This is a genomic window from Massilia eurypsychrophila, from assembly GCF_002760655.1.
Classification (GTDB): Bacteria; Pseudomonadota; Gammaproteobacteria; order Burkholderiales; family Burkholderiaceae_D; genus JAFCUW01.
This window is the reverse complement of sequence record NZ_PDOC01000008.1, coordinates 73020-86357: the sequence shown is the minus strand read 5'-3', so window position 1 is coordinate 86357 and position 13338 is coordinate 73020. Positions and strand designations below refer to the sequence as shown.

13 protein-coding genes are annotated in these 13338 nt (G+C 66.2%); 6 read left to right on the top strand and 7 right to left on the bottom strand.

The window, feature by feature from the left end; translation table 11 throughout:
* Positions 1-7 precede the first annotated feature (7 nt).
* The 6 genes from CR105_RS14480 to CR105_RS14455 form a co-directional block, all read right to left on the bottom strand.
* The gene (locus CR105_RS14480) at positions 8-754 is read right to left on the bottom strand and encodes a LytR/AlgR family response regulator transcription factor (protein WP_099789209.1); all 747 of its coding nucleotides are present in this window, start codon (positions 752-754) and stop codon (positions 8-10) included.
* Positions 742-1800, bottom strand: a complete 1059-nt coding sequence (locus CR105_RS14475) for a sensor histidine kinase (RefSeq protein ID WP_099789207.1) — start codon at positions 1798-1800, stop codon at positions 742-744. Before CR105_RS14475 ends, CR105_RS14480 begins: the two co-directional genes overlap by 13 nt.
* Positions 1801-1806: 6 nt before the next feature.
* The gene (locus tag CR105_RS14470; protein ID WP_099789205.1) at positions 1807-2781 is read right to left on the bottom strand and encodes an FHA domain-containing protein; all 975 of its coding nucleotides are present in this window, start codon (positions 2779-2781) and stop codon (positions 1807-1809) included.
* A complete protein-coding gene (locus CR105_RS14465; protein WP_099789473.1) occupies positions 2778-4193 on the bottom strand; it encodes a S1 family peptidase in 1416 nt (471 codons plus the stop codon). The genes CR105_RS14470 and CR105_RS14465 overlap by 4 nt, the downstream gene beginning before the upstream one ends.
* Before the next feature lie 98 nt (positions 4194-4291).
* Positions 4292-4936, bottom strand: coding sequence for a GTP cyclohydrolase II (ribA, locus tag CR105_RS14460; protein ID WP_099789203.1), 645 nt, complete (start codon positions 4934-4936; stop codon positions 4292-4294).
* Positions 4937-5062: 126 nt separating this feature from the next.
* Positions 5063-5764 (bottom strand): pirin family protein, encoded by a 702-nt coding sequence (locus CR105_RS14455; protein WP_099789201.1) that lies wholly within the window; start codon positions 5762-5764, stop codon positions 5063-5065.
* 131 nt (positions 5765-5895) lie between these two features.
* Between CR105_RS14455 and CR105_RS14450 the strand changes: the two genes are divergently transcribed.
* The 3 genes from CR105_RS14450 (at position 5896) to CR105_RS14440 (ending at position 10088) form a co-directional block, all read left to right on the top strand.
* Complete coding sequence (locus CR105_RS14450) at positions 5896-6843, top strand: LysR family transcriptional regulator (RefSeq protein WP_099789199.1); 948 nt, start codon at positions 5896-5898, stop codon at positions 6841-6843.
* 91 nt (positions 6844-6934) lie between these two features.
* The gene (locus CR105_RS14445) at positions 6935-7927 is read left to right on the top strand and encodes an EAL and HDOD domain-containing protein (RefSeq protein WP_099789197.1); all 993 of its coding nucleotides are present in this window, start codon (positions 6935-6937) and stop codon (positions 7925-7927) included.
* Positions 7920-10088, top strand: a complete 2169-nt coding sequence (locus CR105_RS14440) for a putative bifunctional diguanylate cyclase/phosphodiesterase (protein WP_099789195.1) — start codon at positions 7920-7922, stop codon at positions 10086-10088. Before CR105_RS14445 ends, CR105_RS14440 begins: the two co-directional genes overlap by 8 nt.
* Positions 10089-10367: 279 nt before the next feature.
* Here the strand turns inward: CR105_RS14440 and CR105_RS14435 are convergent, their stop codons facing one another.
* On the bottom strand, positions 10368-10577 hold the full coding sequence (locus CR105_RS14435; protein WP_099789193.1) for a DUF3820 family protein: 210 nt from the start codon (positions 10575-10577) through the stop codon (positions 10368-10370).
* A 53-nt stretch (positions 10578-10630) separates the two neighbouring features.
* Here CR105_RS14435 and CR105_RS14430 point away from each other — a divergent pair, with 53 nt between their 5' ends.
* The 3 genes from CR105_RS14430 to CR105_RS14420 all read left to right on the top strand — a co-directional run bounded on the left by CR105_RS14430 (position 10631) and on the right by CR105_RS14420 (position 13277).
* Positions 10631-11050 (top strand): DUF1810 domain-containing protein, encoded by a 420-nt coding sequence (locus tag CR105_RS14430; protein ID WP_099789191.1) that lies wholly within the window; start codon positions 10631-10633, stop codon positions 11048-11050.
* A 134-nt stretch (positions 11051-11184) separates the two neighbouring features.
* The gene (locus CR105_RS14425; RefSeq protein ID WP_099789189.1) at positions 11185-12738 is read left to right on the top strand and encodes an NYN domain-containing protein; all 1554 of its coding nucleotides are present in this window, start codon (positions 11185-11187) and stop codon (positions 12736-12738) included.
* A 110-nt stretch (positions 12739-12848) separates the two neighbouring features.
* Positions 12849-13277 carry a hypothetical protein gene (locus CR105_RS14420; RefSeq protein WP_180288199.1) on the top strand — a complete coding sequence of 143 codons (429 nt, stop codon included), beginning with the start codon at positions 12849-12851 and terminating at the stop codon, positions 13275-13277.
* The last annotated feature ends 61 nt before the right edge of the window (positions 13278-13338 follow it).

Below are 13338 nucleotides of genomic sequence, written 5' to 3'. Positions count from 1 at the left end.
TCTTCGGTCAGGAATGACGGCGATGTGAGTGGGCCGCCAGCTGCTCCATCAACGCCGCCCGGTACTGCCGGCTGCACGGCACCCGCGCGCCGCCGCGCAGCACCAGCTCGCAGTCGCCCTTGTCGAGCGCGACGACACGCTCGATCCATGCCAGCTGCACGCCGGCGCGCCGGTGGCAGCGCGCGAAGCCGGCGCCAAGCTGGTCGAGCAGGCCGGCCAGGGTCTGGCGCATCAGCGGCTGCTCGGCGGCGCAGTGCAGCACCACGTAGTTATCGGCCGTCTCGATCCAGCCGATCTGCTCGACGCGCACCACGCGCGTGACCCCGCGCTCGCTCACCAGCAGCTGGCGCAGCGGATGGATCGCGCCCAGCGACGCCGGCATGCCATCGGCCGCCGGCGCCCGCAGCCGCTCGCGCAGGCGCTGCAGCGCGCGCTGCAATCGCGCCTGGTCGTACGGCTTGAGCAGGTAGTCGATCGCGCTGGCGTCGAACGCCGCAATCGCGTACTGGTCGTAGGCGGTGACGAATACGATCGGCGGCGCCGGCGGCGGCAGCGACGCTGCCAGTTCGAGCCCGCTCACTTCCGGCATCTGGATGTCCAAAAACAGCGCGTCCGGGCGGAATTGGGCGATGCGCTCGAGCGCGTCGACGCCGTCGCGCGCCTCGTCGATCGCCTCGATGCCGCCTTCCTGCTCGAGCATGCGGCGCAGCTTGTCGCGCGCCGGGCGCTCGTCGTCGACGATCAGCACGCGCACGGCAGCTCCATCCGCGCCCGCACGCCGGCCGGCGCCAGCGCGACGAGTGCCACGCTGGCGCGCTCGCCGTACAGCACCGCCAGGCGCTCGCGCAGGTTCTTCAGGCCGATGCCGGGCGCGCCGCCGACGGCCAGCGCGCCGCTGTCGTCGTCGAGCGTGACCTGCAGCCGGCCTTCCTCGCGCGCGACCGTCACCACGATGCGCGTCAAATCGCGCCGCCGCTCGACGGTATGCTTGAAGATATTTTCCAGCAGCGGCTGGATGCTCATCAACGGCACCATGCAGTCGAGCGCGCCGTCGTCGATGCACCAGGCGATGTCGACCCGATCGCTGTAGCGCTCCTGCATCACCTGGGCGTAGCCGCGCACCAGCCGCAGTTCGGTCGCCAGCGGCGCTTCATGCAGTTCGCTGACGTCGAGCGTGGCACGCAGCACGTCGGCCAGGCGGATCAGGGTGGCGTCGGCGCGCGCGACGTCGGTGTGCATCAGCGAAGAGACGGTATTGAGCGCGTTGAACAGGAAGTGCGGCTGCATCTGCTGCGTCAGCCGCTGCAACTGCGCCTGGCGCAGCAGCGCATTGGCCTGCTGCGCGCGCAGCTTCGCTTCGGTCAGCTCCTGGTACGACAGGATGCCGAAGCGGATCACGGTAAACACGGTGACGAGAATGGAGATCTTCAGCGACTCGTAGAAAAACAGCTCCGGCCACGCGCGGTGGCTGTATTCGAGGCCGGCGAGCGCATACACCGCATGCCGCATGCCGAACACGAGCGGCGTGAAGCAGATCCAGTACAGCGGCAGCCACAAGGCGTTCAGGCCGAACCAGCGCCACGGGCTGGCCAGCAGGTGGCGGTGGCGCGCGGTGAAATGGCGCTGCACCAGCAGCAGCAAGGTGGCCACCGCCATCGACGAGCCTTCCCACAGGAGCGGCTGCCACACGGCCTTGCCCTGGTGGTCGCGGTAATAATCCTGCACGCTCACCGATGCCATCAGCGTCCAGAACAGGATCCAGGCAAAGGCGTAGGTCAGGTGGGTGCGGTTGGGCGTCACGCCGGCCTAGTCGTCGTCGGCCGCGGCCTGGTCCTTGACCTTCTTGATACGCTCGGCGTCTAGCTTGGCCTTCATCGCGCTGACGTTGCCCATGAACTCGTCGACGCTATGGTCCTTCGCCATCCGCATCGCCGGCGGCATCAGCACCGACATGTACAGCTCATCGCCGAGGCGCCCGCTGCGCTGCTCGTTGCTGATCAGGGTCAGGCCGGAGCCGAGCAGGGCCAGCACCACGCAGACGATGGCAAACTGGTGCGACGTGTTCGGCTTGACCGTCGACAGGTGAAAGTACAGCATGCCCGCCGCCAGCATGATCGCCACGTGCGAGCCGTAGCGGGTCAGCACCTCGAACGAGAACGCATACGCCAGCGCGCTCGAGACGAGCTTGAAGATGGTGATGGCGGCCAGCCCGCAGCCGATGATGAACAGGTGGCGCCCGAGCCGCGCGTGGCGGCCGAACAGGCGGTTGGCGAACGCCCACGCGCCGCTCCAGACCACGCTGGCGCCAATGCCGTAGGCGAGCGCCTGCAGGTAGCGGATCAGCTGGAACGTCTGCGTGTCGTTCAGCCACACGGTCAACACCGACACCACGCCGATCAGGAACAGGCCGACCAGGCCGGGCATGCCGCCTTCCCACGAGTGGCGCGTGCGATCGAGCTGCTCGGGCGCCACGGGAAAGTCGGCCGGGCGCACCCGCAAGGTGGTGTGGCCGAGCCGCACCACGGTGTCGCCGCCGACCACCAGGCGCGAAGTGCGCTTGCCGCGATGGACCATGCCGTTTTTCGAGCCGAGGTCGCGCATCACCAGCTGGCCATCCTCGTCGGCCTCGACGATCGCGTGGCGCGCTGCGCAGTGGGCGTCGTCGACGATGAAGTCGTTGTCGTAGCCGCGCCCGAGGCGGATCGGCAGCGCATCGACCTTGTGCCGGTGCAGCACGTCGCCGTTGCGCGCCAGCGTCTCGACGAAGTAGGGCGCGCTCACAGGCGGCTTCCGCGGCCGAGCGCTTCGAGGAAGGCGCGGGTGGTGCGCATGCCGTTTTCATACGACACGCCGGAGACGTCGACGCGGCTTTGCAAGATCGCTTTCGGGTCGTCCGTGGTGGCCGTCATCAAGGTGAAGTTGTACAGTCCCGCGAACTTGCGGTAGGCGCGCACGCAGGTCACGGCGCGCAGCGGCACCGTCTTGGTGGTGATAAATTGTTCGGTGCACGACGGCCCGGTCAGGCGTGTGTCCTTGCTTGAGCCCAGGTTGTCGACCTTGAACAGGGTGCTGGCCAGGACCGAGAAGCGCAGCTTGTCCAGGCTTGCCGAGCGCACGTACTGGTGCGCCATCGCCATGTGGCCGGTCTGCTGCGTGTCCGACACGTAGATCGCCGACTCCATCGAGCAGCTGATGGTGTCGGCGGTGAACGACGCTTCGGCCTTCACGTTCGAGCGCCCCCAGCAACGCACCTGCTCCGATTCGCGCACCGGCACCAGGTAAGGGCCCATCATCTTCACCGACAGCGGCGAATCGAGCAGGCGGTCGATCATCGCCTTCTGGTGCGCCAGCAGCTGCTGGCCGATCAAGGGATTGAAGTCTTTCGGCGGCGCCGCCTGCGCGGCCACCTTCTTCAGCAGTTCCTGCGCGTAGCGCACCGGCACCAGGAAGCTGACCAGTTCACCGTCGCGCCGTTTCGACACGTTGACGCCGGCGACGTCGCCCGACACCGTCACGCTCGGCCCGCCGCTCATGCCCGAGTTGATCGGGCCGGTAAACATCAGCTGGTCGTAAAAGCTGCGCGTGATGACGCCGTTGTACGAGCCTTCCGAAATGGCGAAGCCGAGGTCGAGCGGATTGCCCAGCGAGTACAGGTACTGGCCCTGGGTCAGCCTGGCCAGTTTGTCGGGCACGTTGAAAAAGCCGGTGCCGTTGCGATTGATGCGCACCACCGCCAGGTCGTGCAGCACGTCGACGGCCAGCAGTTCGACCGGGCCGCGCCTGCCGTCGGTGTCGACGTATTCGCCGGCATACACGTCCGGGTCGAGCGCCATCTGCGACACCACGTGGTAGTTCGTCAGCACCAGGTTGCTGGTGCCGACCATGAAGCCGGAGCCGACTGTCGACTGGCTGCGGCCATTGCGCAGCAACATGCGGATCTGCAGCAGGTCGGCCTTGGCGGCGGAATACACCTTTTGCGCCGCCGACGACGGCGGCGGCAGCGCCGCGTTGTTATCGACTTCGCCCGGCAGCGGCGCCGGCGGCGTGGCGGCCGGCGGCAGGGTCGACGGCGGTAACGGCGGCGTCAGCGTCGGCGCATTCGGCGCGATCGGCCCACGCGGCTGGGCAGCGGGCGCGGCGCTGGCGCCAACGCTGATGCAGCAGAACAGGGCGGCGGCCTGGATGAATTTCATGCAATCCTTCATAACGCGATGCGGTTGATACTCTTGCCGCCAGCATAACTTATTTGGCGAGGATCGGCACCTGTCGCGGCGTCCGGCGCGGCGTCGGACTACAACTCGCCGTCTTCGGCGACCACTTCGTGCAGCGGCGTCATCATGTGGCCGAGCTTGGCCTGCTTGGTGTTCAGGTAGCTGTTGTTGAACGCGTTGCGGTTCACCAGCAGCGGCACGCGCTCGGCCACCGACACGCCCATCTTCTCCATGGCGTCGATCTTGCGCGGGTTGTTGGTCATCAGGCGCACGCTCTTGATGCCGAACTGGGCGAACATCGGCTGGCACAGCTCGTAGTTGCGGGCGTCGGCGTGAAAGCCGAGCGCCAGGTTCGCTTCGACCGTGTCGGCGCCGGCTTCCTGCAGGCGGTAGGCGCGGATCTTGTTGACCAGGCCGATGCCGCGTCCTTCCTGGCGCAGGTACAGCAAAATGCCGCGTCCCTCGGCGGCGATCTTTTGCAGCGCGCCTTCGAGCTGGGCGCCGCAGTCGCAGCGCTGCGAGAACAGCACGTCGCCGGTCAGGCATTCGGAATGCACGCGCGCCAGCACCGGCTCGCCGTCGCCGATGTCGCCCAGCGTCATCGCCAGGTGCTCCTTGCCGGTCGCGTGTTCGATGAAGGCATGCAGCGTGAACTGCGCCCACGGCGTCGGCAGCACGCACGAGGTGGCGTAGTCCAACAGGTCTTCGTACGGTGTGACGGGCATGGCAGTTTCTCGATCAATTGCTGTAGCCGCAAGTGTAGCGGAAATCGGCCTCACCCGTTGGGGGAGGGGCGGGGCGCCGCGGCCGAAAACCGGAGTCAGGGCCTGGGTCTGACTCCATGTCAACAATTAGTACGGCAGGTCGAACACCAGCACTTCGGCGCCGAGCGCCTCTTCCAGGCGGATCAGGTTCTCACCGCTGATCTTCAGCGCGTCGCCGGAATCGAGCGAGACGCCGTTGACGCTCACCTGGCCGCGGATCACGTGCACGTAGCCGGTGCGGCCGGTGCTCAAGGCATGCTCGAGCACGTCGCCCGGGCCGGGGATGGCGGCATAGATCGCCGCATCCTGGTGGATCAGCACCGAGCCGTCGCGTCCGTCGCTCGAGGCCACCAGGCGCAGCTGGCCGTGCTTCGTTTCCGGCGCGAAGTGCTTCTCCTCGTAGCCGGGAGCGATGCCGGTGACGTTCGGCTGGATCCAGATCTGCAGGAAATGCACCGGCTCGGTTTTCGAACCGTTGAACTCGCTGTGGCGCACGCCATTGCCGGCACTCATGCGCTGGACGTCGCCGTAATGCAGCACCGACCCGGTGCCGATGCTGTCCTTGTGTTCGAGCGCGCCATCGAGCACGTACGAAATGATTTCCATGTCGCGGTGGCCGTGGGTGCCGAACCCCTGGCCTGGCGCCACCCGGTCTTCATTGATGACCAGCAGCGGCCCGAAGCCGGTGTGCTGCGGATCGCGATAGTCGCCAAACGAGAACGTGTGCTTCGATTGCAGCCAGCCGTGGTTGGCGTCGCCGCGGTGATGGCTTTTACGAACTTCTAACATGATGGACTCCGTTTCGATATGGTGAGTGTGCGATAATTTCGATGTATCTGCTGCACCGATAAAGCCAGTATATTCCCCTGTTGGTGATTTGAAAAACGGAAAATATCGCACTCTATGATCGAAAATATCGAATGCTTAAATTGAGCTTGGATGCCCTGCAGATCGTCGACGCCATCGACCGCCGCGGTTCGTTCGCCAAGGCGGCGCAGGAACTGCACAAGGTGCCGTCGACCATTTCCTACACCGTCGGCAAGCTCGAAGACGATCTCGGGCTGCGCGTGTTCGAGCGCAACGGGCCGCGCATCGTCCTGAGCGCCGCCGGGCGCGAACTGCTCAAGGAAGGGCGCTACCTGCTCAAGGCCGCGCTCGACCTGGAGCAGCGCGTCAAGCGAGTGGCCTCCGGCTGGGAGACCGAACTGGCGATCTGCATGGATTCGATGTTTTCGCCGCTGGCGCTCTCAGGCGACATCGCCGCGTTCTACCAGGCGGCGCCGCGCACACGCCTGCGCCTGGTGCAGGAGACGCTGTCGGGCCCGTGGGAAGCGCTGCTCGACCGCCGGGTCGACCTGCTGGTCGGCGTGGCCGGCGAAGGACCGGCAGGCGGCGGCTATGTGGTGCGCCCGATCGGCCAGATGCGTTTCGTGTTCGCGGTGGCGCCGGCGCACCCGCTGGCGGGGTGGGAGCGGCCGCTCGGGCGCGCCGACCTGCAGGACCAGCGCGCCATCGTCGTGGCCGACTCGGCGCGCAACATGGCGCCGCGCACTGTCGGCCTGCTGCTCGGCCAGGATGCGCTGACGGTGCCGACCATGCAACTAAAGTACCAGTTCCAGCTGGCCGGCCTCGGTTTCGGCTTTCTGCCCGAGCCGTGCGCGCGCGCGGCCATCGCCAGCGGGCTGCTGGTCGAAAAGCCGGTCGAGGAGGCGCGCGCGGCCGAAACGTTTTACGTCGCCTGGCGCAGCGGCGACGACGGCGCCGCGCTGCGCTGGTGGCGCGAGCGCATGCAACGCGCCGGCCTGTTCGCCACGCTGTGCCAATCGTTACCGGGCGCGGCGAGCGCGGAAACAATCGTATCGAACTGACAAGATGTGCACAAAGCAGTCAGAATGTTGGCTTAAACCAATACTTTCGAGGTAACATAGCTTTCGACTGTACTGATTTGGCAAGCAAATAATGACTTCTTCGACCTCCGCGGCGTTGCTGTTTCTCCATGTACTGGCAGAGCGAAACGGTAAGCCATCGGGCCTGCTGATCGAAGTGGGCGCCGGCCAGCTCGCGTCCGTAATGGTGCAGGCTGAGGGCGAGCCGTTGCGCGGCATGGCCGGCAGCCTGGCGTGCTTTTACCGCCCGCTCGTCGACGCGCAGCTCGCCGCCGCCTGGCAGCAGGCCGGCTGGCGCGAGATGCCGGCCGGCGCCTTGTGCCGCGCCGACGACCGCCTTGCCAGCGACTTCCAGCCGCCCGCCGCCCAGTGGGTCGAGGGCAACTGGTGCATGGCGCCGCCGGCCAAGCCCACCGGTGCACAGGCGGCCTCGCGCGCGCACGCGCTGCAGATGGTGCAGCTGGTCGCCGCCGACGCCGACACTCACGAAATCGAAGCGCTGCTGCGGCGCGACCCGACTCTGTCGTACAACCTGCTAAGGCTGGTCAATTCGCTCGGCATGGGCACTGGCCGGCGCATCACCAGCTTTTCGCAGGCGCTGCTGATCCTCGGACGCCAGCAGCTGCGCCGCTGGCTCAACTTGATGCTGTTCGCGGCGCGCCAGAACGACGAGCGCTCGGCGATGCTGCTCGCGCGCGTGGCGATGCGTTCGCGCGCGCTCGAGCTGCTGGCCAAGTCGAGAGGGCTCGACAAGAACACCCAGGAGCAGGGCTTCATGACCGGCATGTTCTCGCTGCTCGGCGTGTTGTTCGGCATGCCGCTGACCGACGTGCTGGCGCCGCTGGCGCTGGGCGAAGCGGTGCACGTGGCGCTGCTGCGCCGCGAGGGCGAGCTTGGCGCCTTGCTGATGCTGTTCGAGACGGCCGAACGGGGCGACCTCGATGGCGTCGCCGCCCAGCTCGAAGCGCTGCAGATTCCGCACGAAGAATTCAACCAGGCGATCGTCGACGCGGCCAGCTGGATGCAAGGCGCGCTGCGCGAGAGCCAGGGCCCGTCGAATGGCTGAATCGGCGCTCGACCGCTGCGTGGCACTGGCGCGTGCTGCGCGCTCCTTGCAGGGCACGGCGCTGGCGGCCACCCTGGCCGAACTGGAAGCGGTGCTGGCCATCGCCCAGAAAGCGGCGGACGTGGCGCCGGCCGTCGCCAGGGCCGGCGCCGCGGAGCTGGCACTCGACCTGGCCGGCTACCTGACCGGCTGGAACAGCGCCGCCGAGGAACTGTTTGGCTACACGTGCGAGGAAGCGCTCGGCCGCCACGCGCTGTTTCTCGAGTCCGACAGCGGCGACGATCCGGACCTGGCCTTGCTCTGCATGGAGCAGGGCGGCGCGCTCGTCGAAGTGAGCCGCCGCAAGAAGAGCGGCGACGTGATCCGGGTGGCGATGTCGCTGTCGATGATCTTCGACGACGGCGGCGAAGCGGCCGGCATGCGCGTGCAGATGGCGCCGCTGGCCCAGCCGCTCAGCGAGCAGGACAAGGTGCATCTGCACGCGCGCATCATCGAGGACAGCGACCAGGGCGTGCTGATCACCGACGCGCGCGAGCGCATCGTCTCGATCAACGGCGCTTTCACCCGCATTACCGGCTACACCCAGGCCGAGTCGATCGGCCAGACGCCCGACCTGCTGCGCTCCGGCGTGCACGACGCCGAGCTGCAAACCAAGGTGCGCGCCGCGATGCAGGGGCACGGCCCGTGGCGCGGCGAGATCGTCGGCAAGCGCAAGAACGGCGAATTGTTCCCGCAATCGGTGACGATCAGCGTGGTGCGCGATGCCGGCGGCGAGATCACCCACACGTTCTCGCTATTTTCCGACATTACCGTCCACAAGGACGCCGAAGCGCGCATGCAGCGCATGGCCAACTACGACAGCCTGACCGGGCTGCCGAACCGCAGCCTGTTCAACCACCTGGTCGACCAGATGCTCAGCGAAGCGCGGCGCGACAACGAATACGGCGCGCTGCTGGTCATTGAAGTGGACCGCATCGGCGCCGTCAGCGACACGCTCGGCCACGACATCGCCAGCCAGCTGCTGTCGGAGATCGGCCGCGTGTTCCGTCTCGCCTTGCGCGACGCCGACATCCTCGCCCGCATTGACGGCAGCAAGTTCGCCGTCGCGCTGCCGCGCATCGAAAAGCGCGAACACGCCGGCATCGTCGCCCAGAAGCTGCTGGCCACGCTGGCGCAGCCGATCGTGGTCGGCGCGCACAGCCTGCGCGTCGGCGCCCACATCGGCATCGGCGTGTACCTCGAAGACAGCACCGACACTGCCTCGCTGATGCGCTTTGCCGAAGTGGCGATGGCCAAGGTGGAGCCGGGCTCGGACGACCGCTTCCTGTTCTACAGCGAAGAGATGGACCAGCGCGCGAAGGACCACCTGCGCCTCGAAACCGAGCTGCGCGCTGCGCTGGCGGACAACCAGCTCGAGCTGCACTACCAGCCGAAGGTGAGCCTGCGCAGCGGGCGCATCGTCGGCTGCGAAGCGCTGGTGCGCTGGCGCCATCCAGAGCGCGGCATGGTGTCGCCGGCCGAATTCATCCCGCTGGCCGAAGAAACCGGCCTGATCTTCGAGATCGGCGGCTGGGTGCTGGAAGAAGCGTGCCGCCAGATCCGCGCGTGGAAGGATGCCGGCCTGGCGATGCCGCCGGTGGCGGTGAACCTGTCGGCGCGCCAGTTTGACCGGCGCCTGCCGTCGCGCATTCTGGCCGTGCTGGACCGCCATGGCGTGCTGCCCCAGCAGATCATGCTCGAGATCACCGAGAGCCTGTTGGTGGGCGGCGCCGACAACGTCATCGCCATCATGAACGAGCTGGTGGCAATGGGCCTGGCGCTGGCGCTGGACGACTTCGGCACCGGTTATTCGAGCCTGGCCTACCTGAAAAAATTTCCGATCAGTACGCTCAAGATCGACCGTTCGTTCGTCATCGGCTTGCCCGACGAAGAGAACGACTGCGCCATCGCGCGCGCGATCGTCACGATGGCGCAGCAGCTGCGCCAGGAGATTGTTGCCGAGGGTGTCGAGACGCCCGAGCAGATGGCGTTCCTGCGCGACCTTGGCTGCGACCAGCTGCAGGGCTACTTGTTCAGTCCGGCGGTGACGGCAGTCGAATTTGCCCGCATGCTGCGCGACGGCGAGCGCCTGATGGTCGGCCGCGCCACCGCCACCGCCTAACAATCGCTGGGGTCAGGTCTGACAATCGGACATCTTGCCGGGGTCAGGTCTGACATTCGGACATTTGGCTGGGGTCAGGTCTGACATTCGGGCATTTCTAGGCGATGTCCTCCGCAATTCACTGTCTTAGCTGCAAGAAACGCTCACTGACTGGGCCTCATGCGGCAATAATCCGTCGCAAAATGTCCGAATGTCAGACCTGACCCCAGCATTTTGTCCGAATGTCAGACCTGACCCCAGCATTTTGTCCGAATGTCAGACCTGACCCCAGCAATATTGCTAACGGCGCAGCGGGTCGAGCAGGCTACGCAGGTCGTTGTGGTCGAGCTCGTACATCAGCGCCAGCAATTCGCCCAGTTGGCCGCGCGGAAAACCTTCGCGCGCGAACCAGCCAAGGTAGTGGCCAGGCAGCGCCGCCAGCTTGCGCCCTTTGTATTTTCCATATGGCATGTCGTGCGTCAGCAGCAATTGCAGGTGTTCGGGTTTCATGCGCGCCACTCTAGCATGCGGGCGCGCTAAAATTCCACGTAAAGGAGGGCAGCATGGATACCGAATTCAACCTCGAGCGCTTCGTCGAGGCGCAAGCACCCGTCTACAAGGAAGTCGTCGCCGAACTGAAGGCGGGCCGCAAGACGGGCCACTGGATGTGGTTCATCTTTCCGCAGATCGCCGGCCTCGGCGCCAGTGACAAGGCGCACAAGTTCGCCATCGCCTCGGCCGACGAGGCCGCCGCGTACCTGGCCCACCCTGTGCTCGGCGCGCGCCTGCGCGAGTGCAGCGCGCTGGTCGCCGCCATCGACGACAGGGAGATCGGCGACATCTTCGGCGCCCCCGACGACCTGAAATTTCATTCGTCGATGACGCTGTTCGCCGAGATCGCGCCGGACGAGGCGGTGTTCCAGGACTGCATCAACAAGTTCTTCGACGGTGTGCCCGACGAGGCGACGCTCGAGCGGCTGTAGCGGGTCACGAAATACAAATGACTCCTCCTTTCTCGGTGGGCGCGTGGGGCGACTTGCGCATGTCAGCGACAAATGAATGTTGTTGCGTATAATCTGCGGATTGTCAGTCTCACCTTCCTCAGAAAAACACATTTATGGCTTCTACTCCCGATAACATCAGCATGGCGGTGTTCTGCGATTTCGAAAACGTCGCACTCGGCGTCCGTGACGCAAACTACGAAAAATTCGACATCAAGCCCGTGCTCGAGCGCCTGCTCCTGAAGGGCAGCATCGTGGTCAAGAAGGCCTATTGCGACTGGGACCGCTACAAGGGGTTCAAGGCCACCATGCATGAAGCGAACTTCGAGCTGATCGAAATCCCGCACGTGCGCCAGTCCGGCAAGAACTCGGCCGACATCCGCCTGGTCGTCGACGCCCTCGATCTGTGCTACACCAAGTCGCACGTCAATACCTTCGTCATCATCTCGGGCGACTCGGACTTTTCGCCCCTCGTGTCGAAGCTGCGCGAAAATAACAAGCAGGTGATCGGCGTCGGCGTCAAACAGTCGACTTCGGACCTGCTGGTGGCGAACTGCGATGAATTCATTTTCTACGATGATCTGGTGCGCGAAGTAAAGCGCGCCGCCGCCAAGCGCGACGAGCGCAAGGCGCAGCCAACCGCGCAGGCGGCATCGCAGTCGAAGCGCGCACCGGACGAGAACAACAAGCGCAAGGAAGAACTCGAGGAGCGCAAGGCCAAGGCCATCGAGATGGTCGTCGAGATGTTCGACGCGCTCGTCTCCGAGCGCGGCGACAGCGGCAAGATCTGGGCGTCGCTGCTGAAGGACACGCTGAAACGCCGCCGTCCCGATTTCAACGAGACCTACTTTGGCTTTCGCACCTTCGGCAACCTGCTCGAAGAAGCGCAGGCGCGCGGGCTGCTCGAATTCGGCCGCGATGAAAAGTCCGGCGCCTACGTCTACCGCAGCGAGCGCCCGGCCGCCTCTTCACTGAGCGCCCAGGTCGAGCAGATGGCCAACGCCGCCGCCGCCATCACCTACGACGGCGACGGCGACGACGCAGCGGCCGACGAAGAAACGCCGGCCCGCCAGGAGCAGGAACCTCGCCGCGGCCGTGGCCGTGGCGGTCGCACCGACTTCCGCGCGCCGGCGGCAGCAGCGCCCGAGATGGACGACGAGGCGCAGGAAGCAGAAGTGCCGACGGCGGACGACGCCCAGGCGGCGCCGGCCGCCGAGATCGTGGTGCCGCAGGAGCCGCGCCGCGGCCGTGGCCGCGGCGGACGCACCGATTTCCGCGCGCCGGTGGTGGAGCAGCAGGCCGAGCAGCAGGCCGAGGAGCAGGCCGAGGAGCAGGGCGAGCCGGCAGCGCCAGCCGAGACGCCTTGGTGGGATGAGCCGACGCCGGTCATTGCTGAGGTGGAAGCCGATGGCAACAGCGCTGAATGGAACGACGAGTCGCCGTTCCCTCCGCCAGCAGCGGAAAAGCGCAGCAAGCCGCGCGCCGCCCGAAAGACGCCGGCCAAGACGCCGGCCAAGAATCCGCCCAAGAAGCTCGCCGACATCATTGCTCCGCCGCAACCGGTGGCGGTCGACGTCGAGGACGCCGAACCGGCGCCGAATGCCGCGCGCAAGCCGGCCGCCCGCAGCCGCCGTCCAGCCAAGCCGAAAGCGGCGCCCGACAACGGCTGACGATTGCCGCTCAGCAGAACGCGACGCGCGTTCCAAAATCAGTGCAAACTGCAGGTACGCGCCGCTGTCTAACAGCTTCCGGACCTGCAGATCTGATGAAGGAGTACGCCATGCGTTTGCTTCCTGGGCTGGGTTGGTCACTGTTGCTGCTGCTTGGCCACGGAGCGGGCGCCGCGCCGCCGGCCGCCAACCATCCAATCATCGGCGTCTGGCAGTTGCTCGTCGCCGGCGGCCGCTGCGCCGAAACGTACCGCTTCCGCAGTGACGGCACCACGCTTGTCACCAGCGCGCGCGAGGTGTCCGAGAGCGAGTTCATCATCCCGGCCACGCCGAGCGCGAAGGGTTTCTACAAGCTCGAAGACAAGATCGTCAAGGACAACGGCAAACAGGACTGTTCCGGCGAGATCATGAAGGTGGGCGCCAAGGTGACCAATTTCGTGTTGTTCCACCCGTCCGGCGAAATCTTCCTGATGTGTGCGTCCGAATCGACCGACGCCTGCATCGGCCCGTTCGAGCGCGTCCGCGGCGAAGACATCTGAGCCGCATCCACACGACTTCCGCATGGCCGTGAGGACAGGGCCGTAGCCCTCGGCAAGGGTT

Bases quoted from the DNA above. Each gene is read 5' to 3' on its own strand.
- CR105_RS14420 (WP_180288199.1), top strand. From the start codon at position 12,849: ATGCGTTTGCTTCCTGGGCTGGGTTGGTCACTGTTGCTGCTGCTTGGC.
- CR105_RS14425 (WP_099789189.1), top strand. From the start codon at position 11,185: ATGGCTTCTACTCCCGATAACATCAGCATGGCGGTGTTCTGCGATTTC.
- CR105_RS14435 (WP_099789193.1), bottom strand. From the start codon at position 10,577: ATGAAACCCGAACACCTGCAATTGCTGCTGACGCACGACATGCCATAT.
- ribA (WP_099789203.1), bottom strand. From the start codon at position 4,936: ATGCCCGTCACACCGTACGAAGACCTGTTGGACTACGCCACCTCGTGC.
- CR105_RS14445 (WP_099789197.1), top strand. From the start codon at position 6,935: ATGACTTCTTCGACCTCCGCGGCGTTGCTGTTTCTCCATGTACTGGCA.
- CR105_RS14450 (WP_099789199.1), top strand. From the start codon at position 5,896: ATGCTTAAATTGAGCTTGGATGCCCTGCAGATCGTCGACGCCATCGAC.
- CR105_RS14455 (WP_099789201.1), bottom strand. From the start codon at position 5,764: ATGTTAGAAGTTCGTAAAAGCCATCACCGCGGCGACGCCAACCACGGC.
- CR105_RS14430 (WP_099789191.1), top strand. From the start codon at position 10,631: ATGGATACCGAATTCAACCTCGAGCGCTTCGTCGAGGCGCAAGCACCC.
- CR105_RS14465 (WP_099789473.1), bottom strand. From the start codon at position 4,193: ATGAAATTCATCCAGGCCGCCGCCCTGTTCTGCTGCATCAGCGTTGGC.
- CR105_RS14440 (WP_099789195.1), top strand. From the start codon at position 7,920: ATGGCTGAATCGGCGCTCGACCGCTGCGTGGCACTGGCGCGTGCTGCG.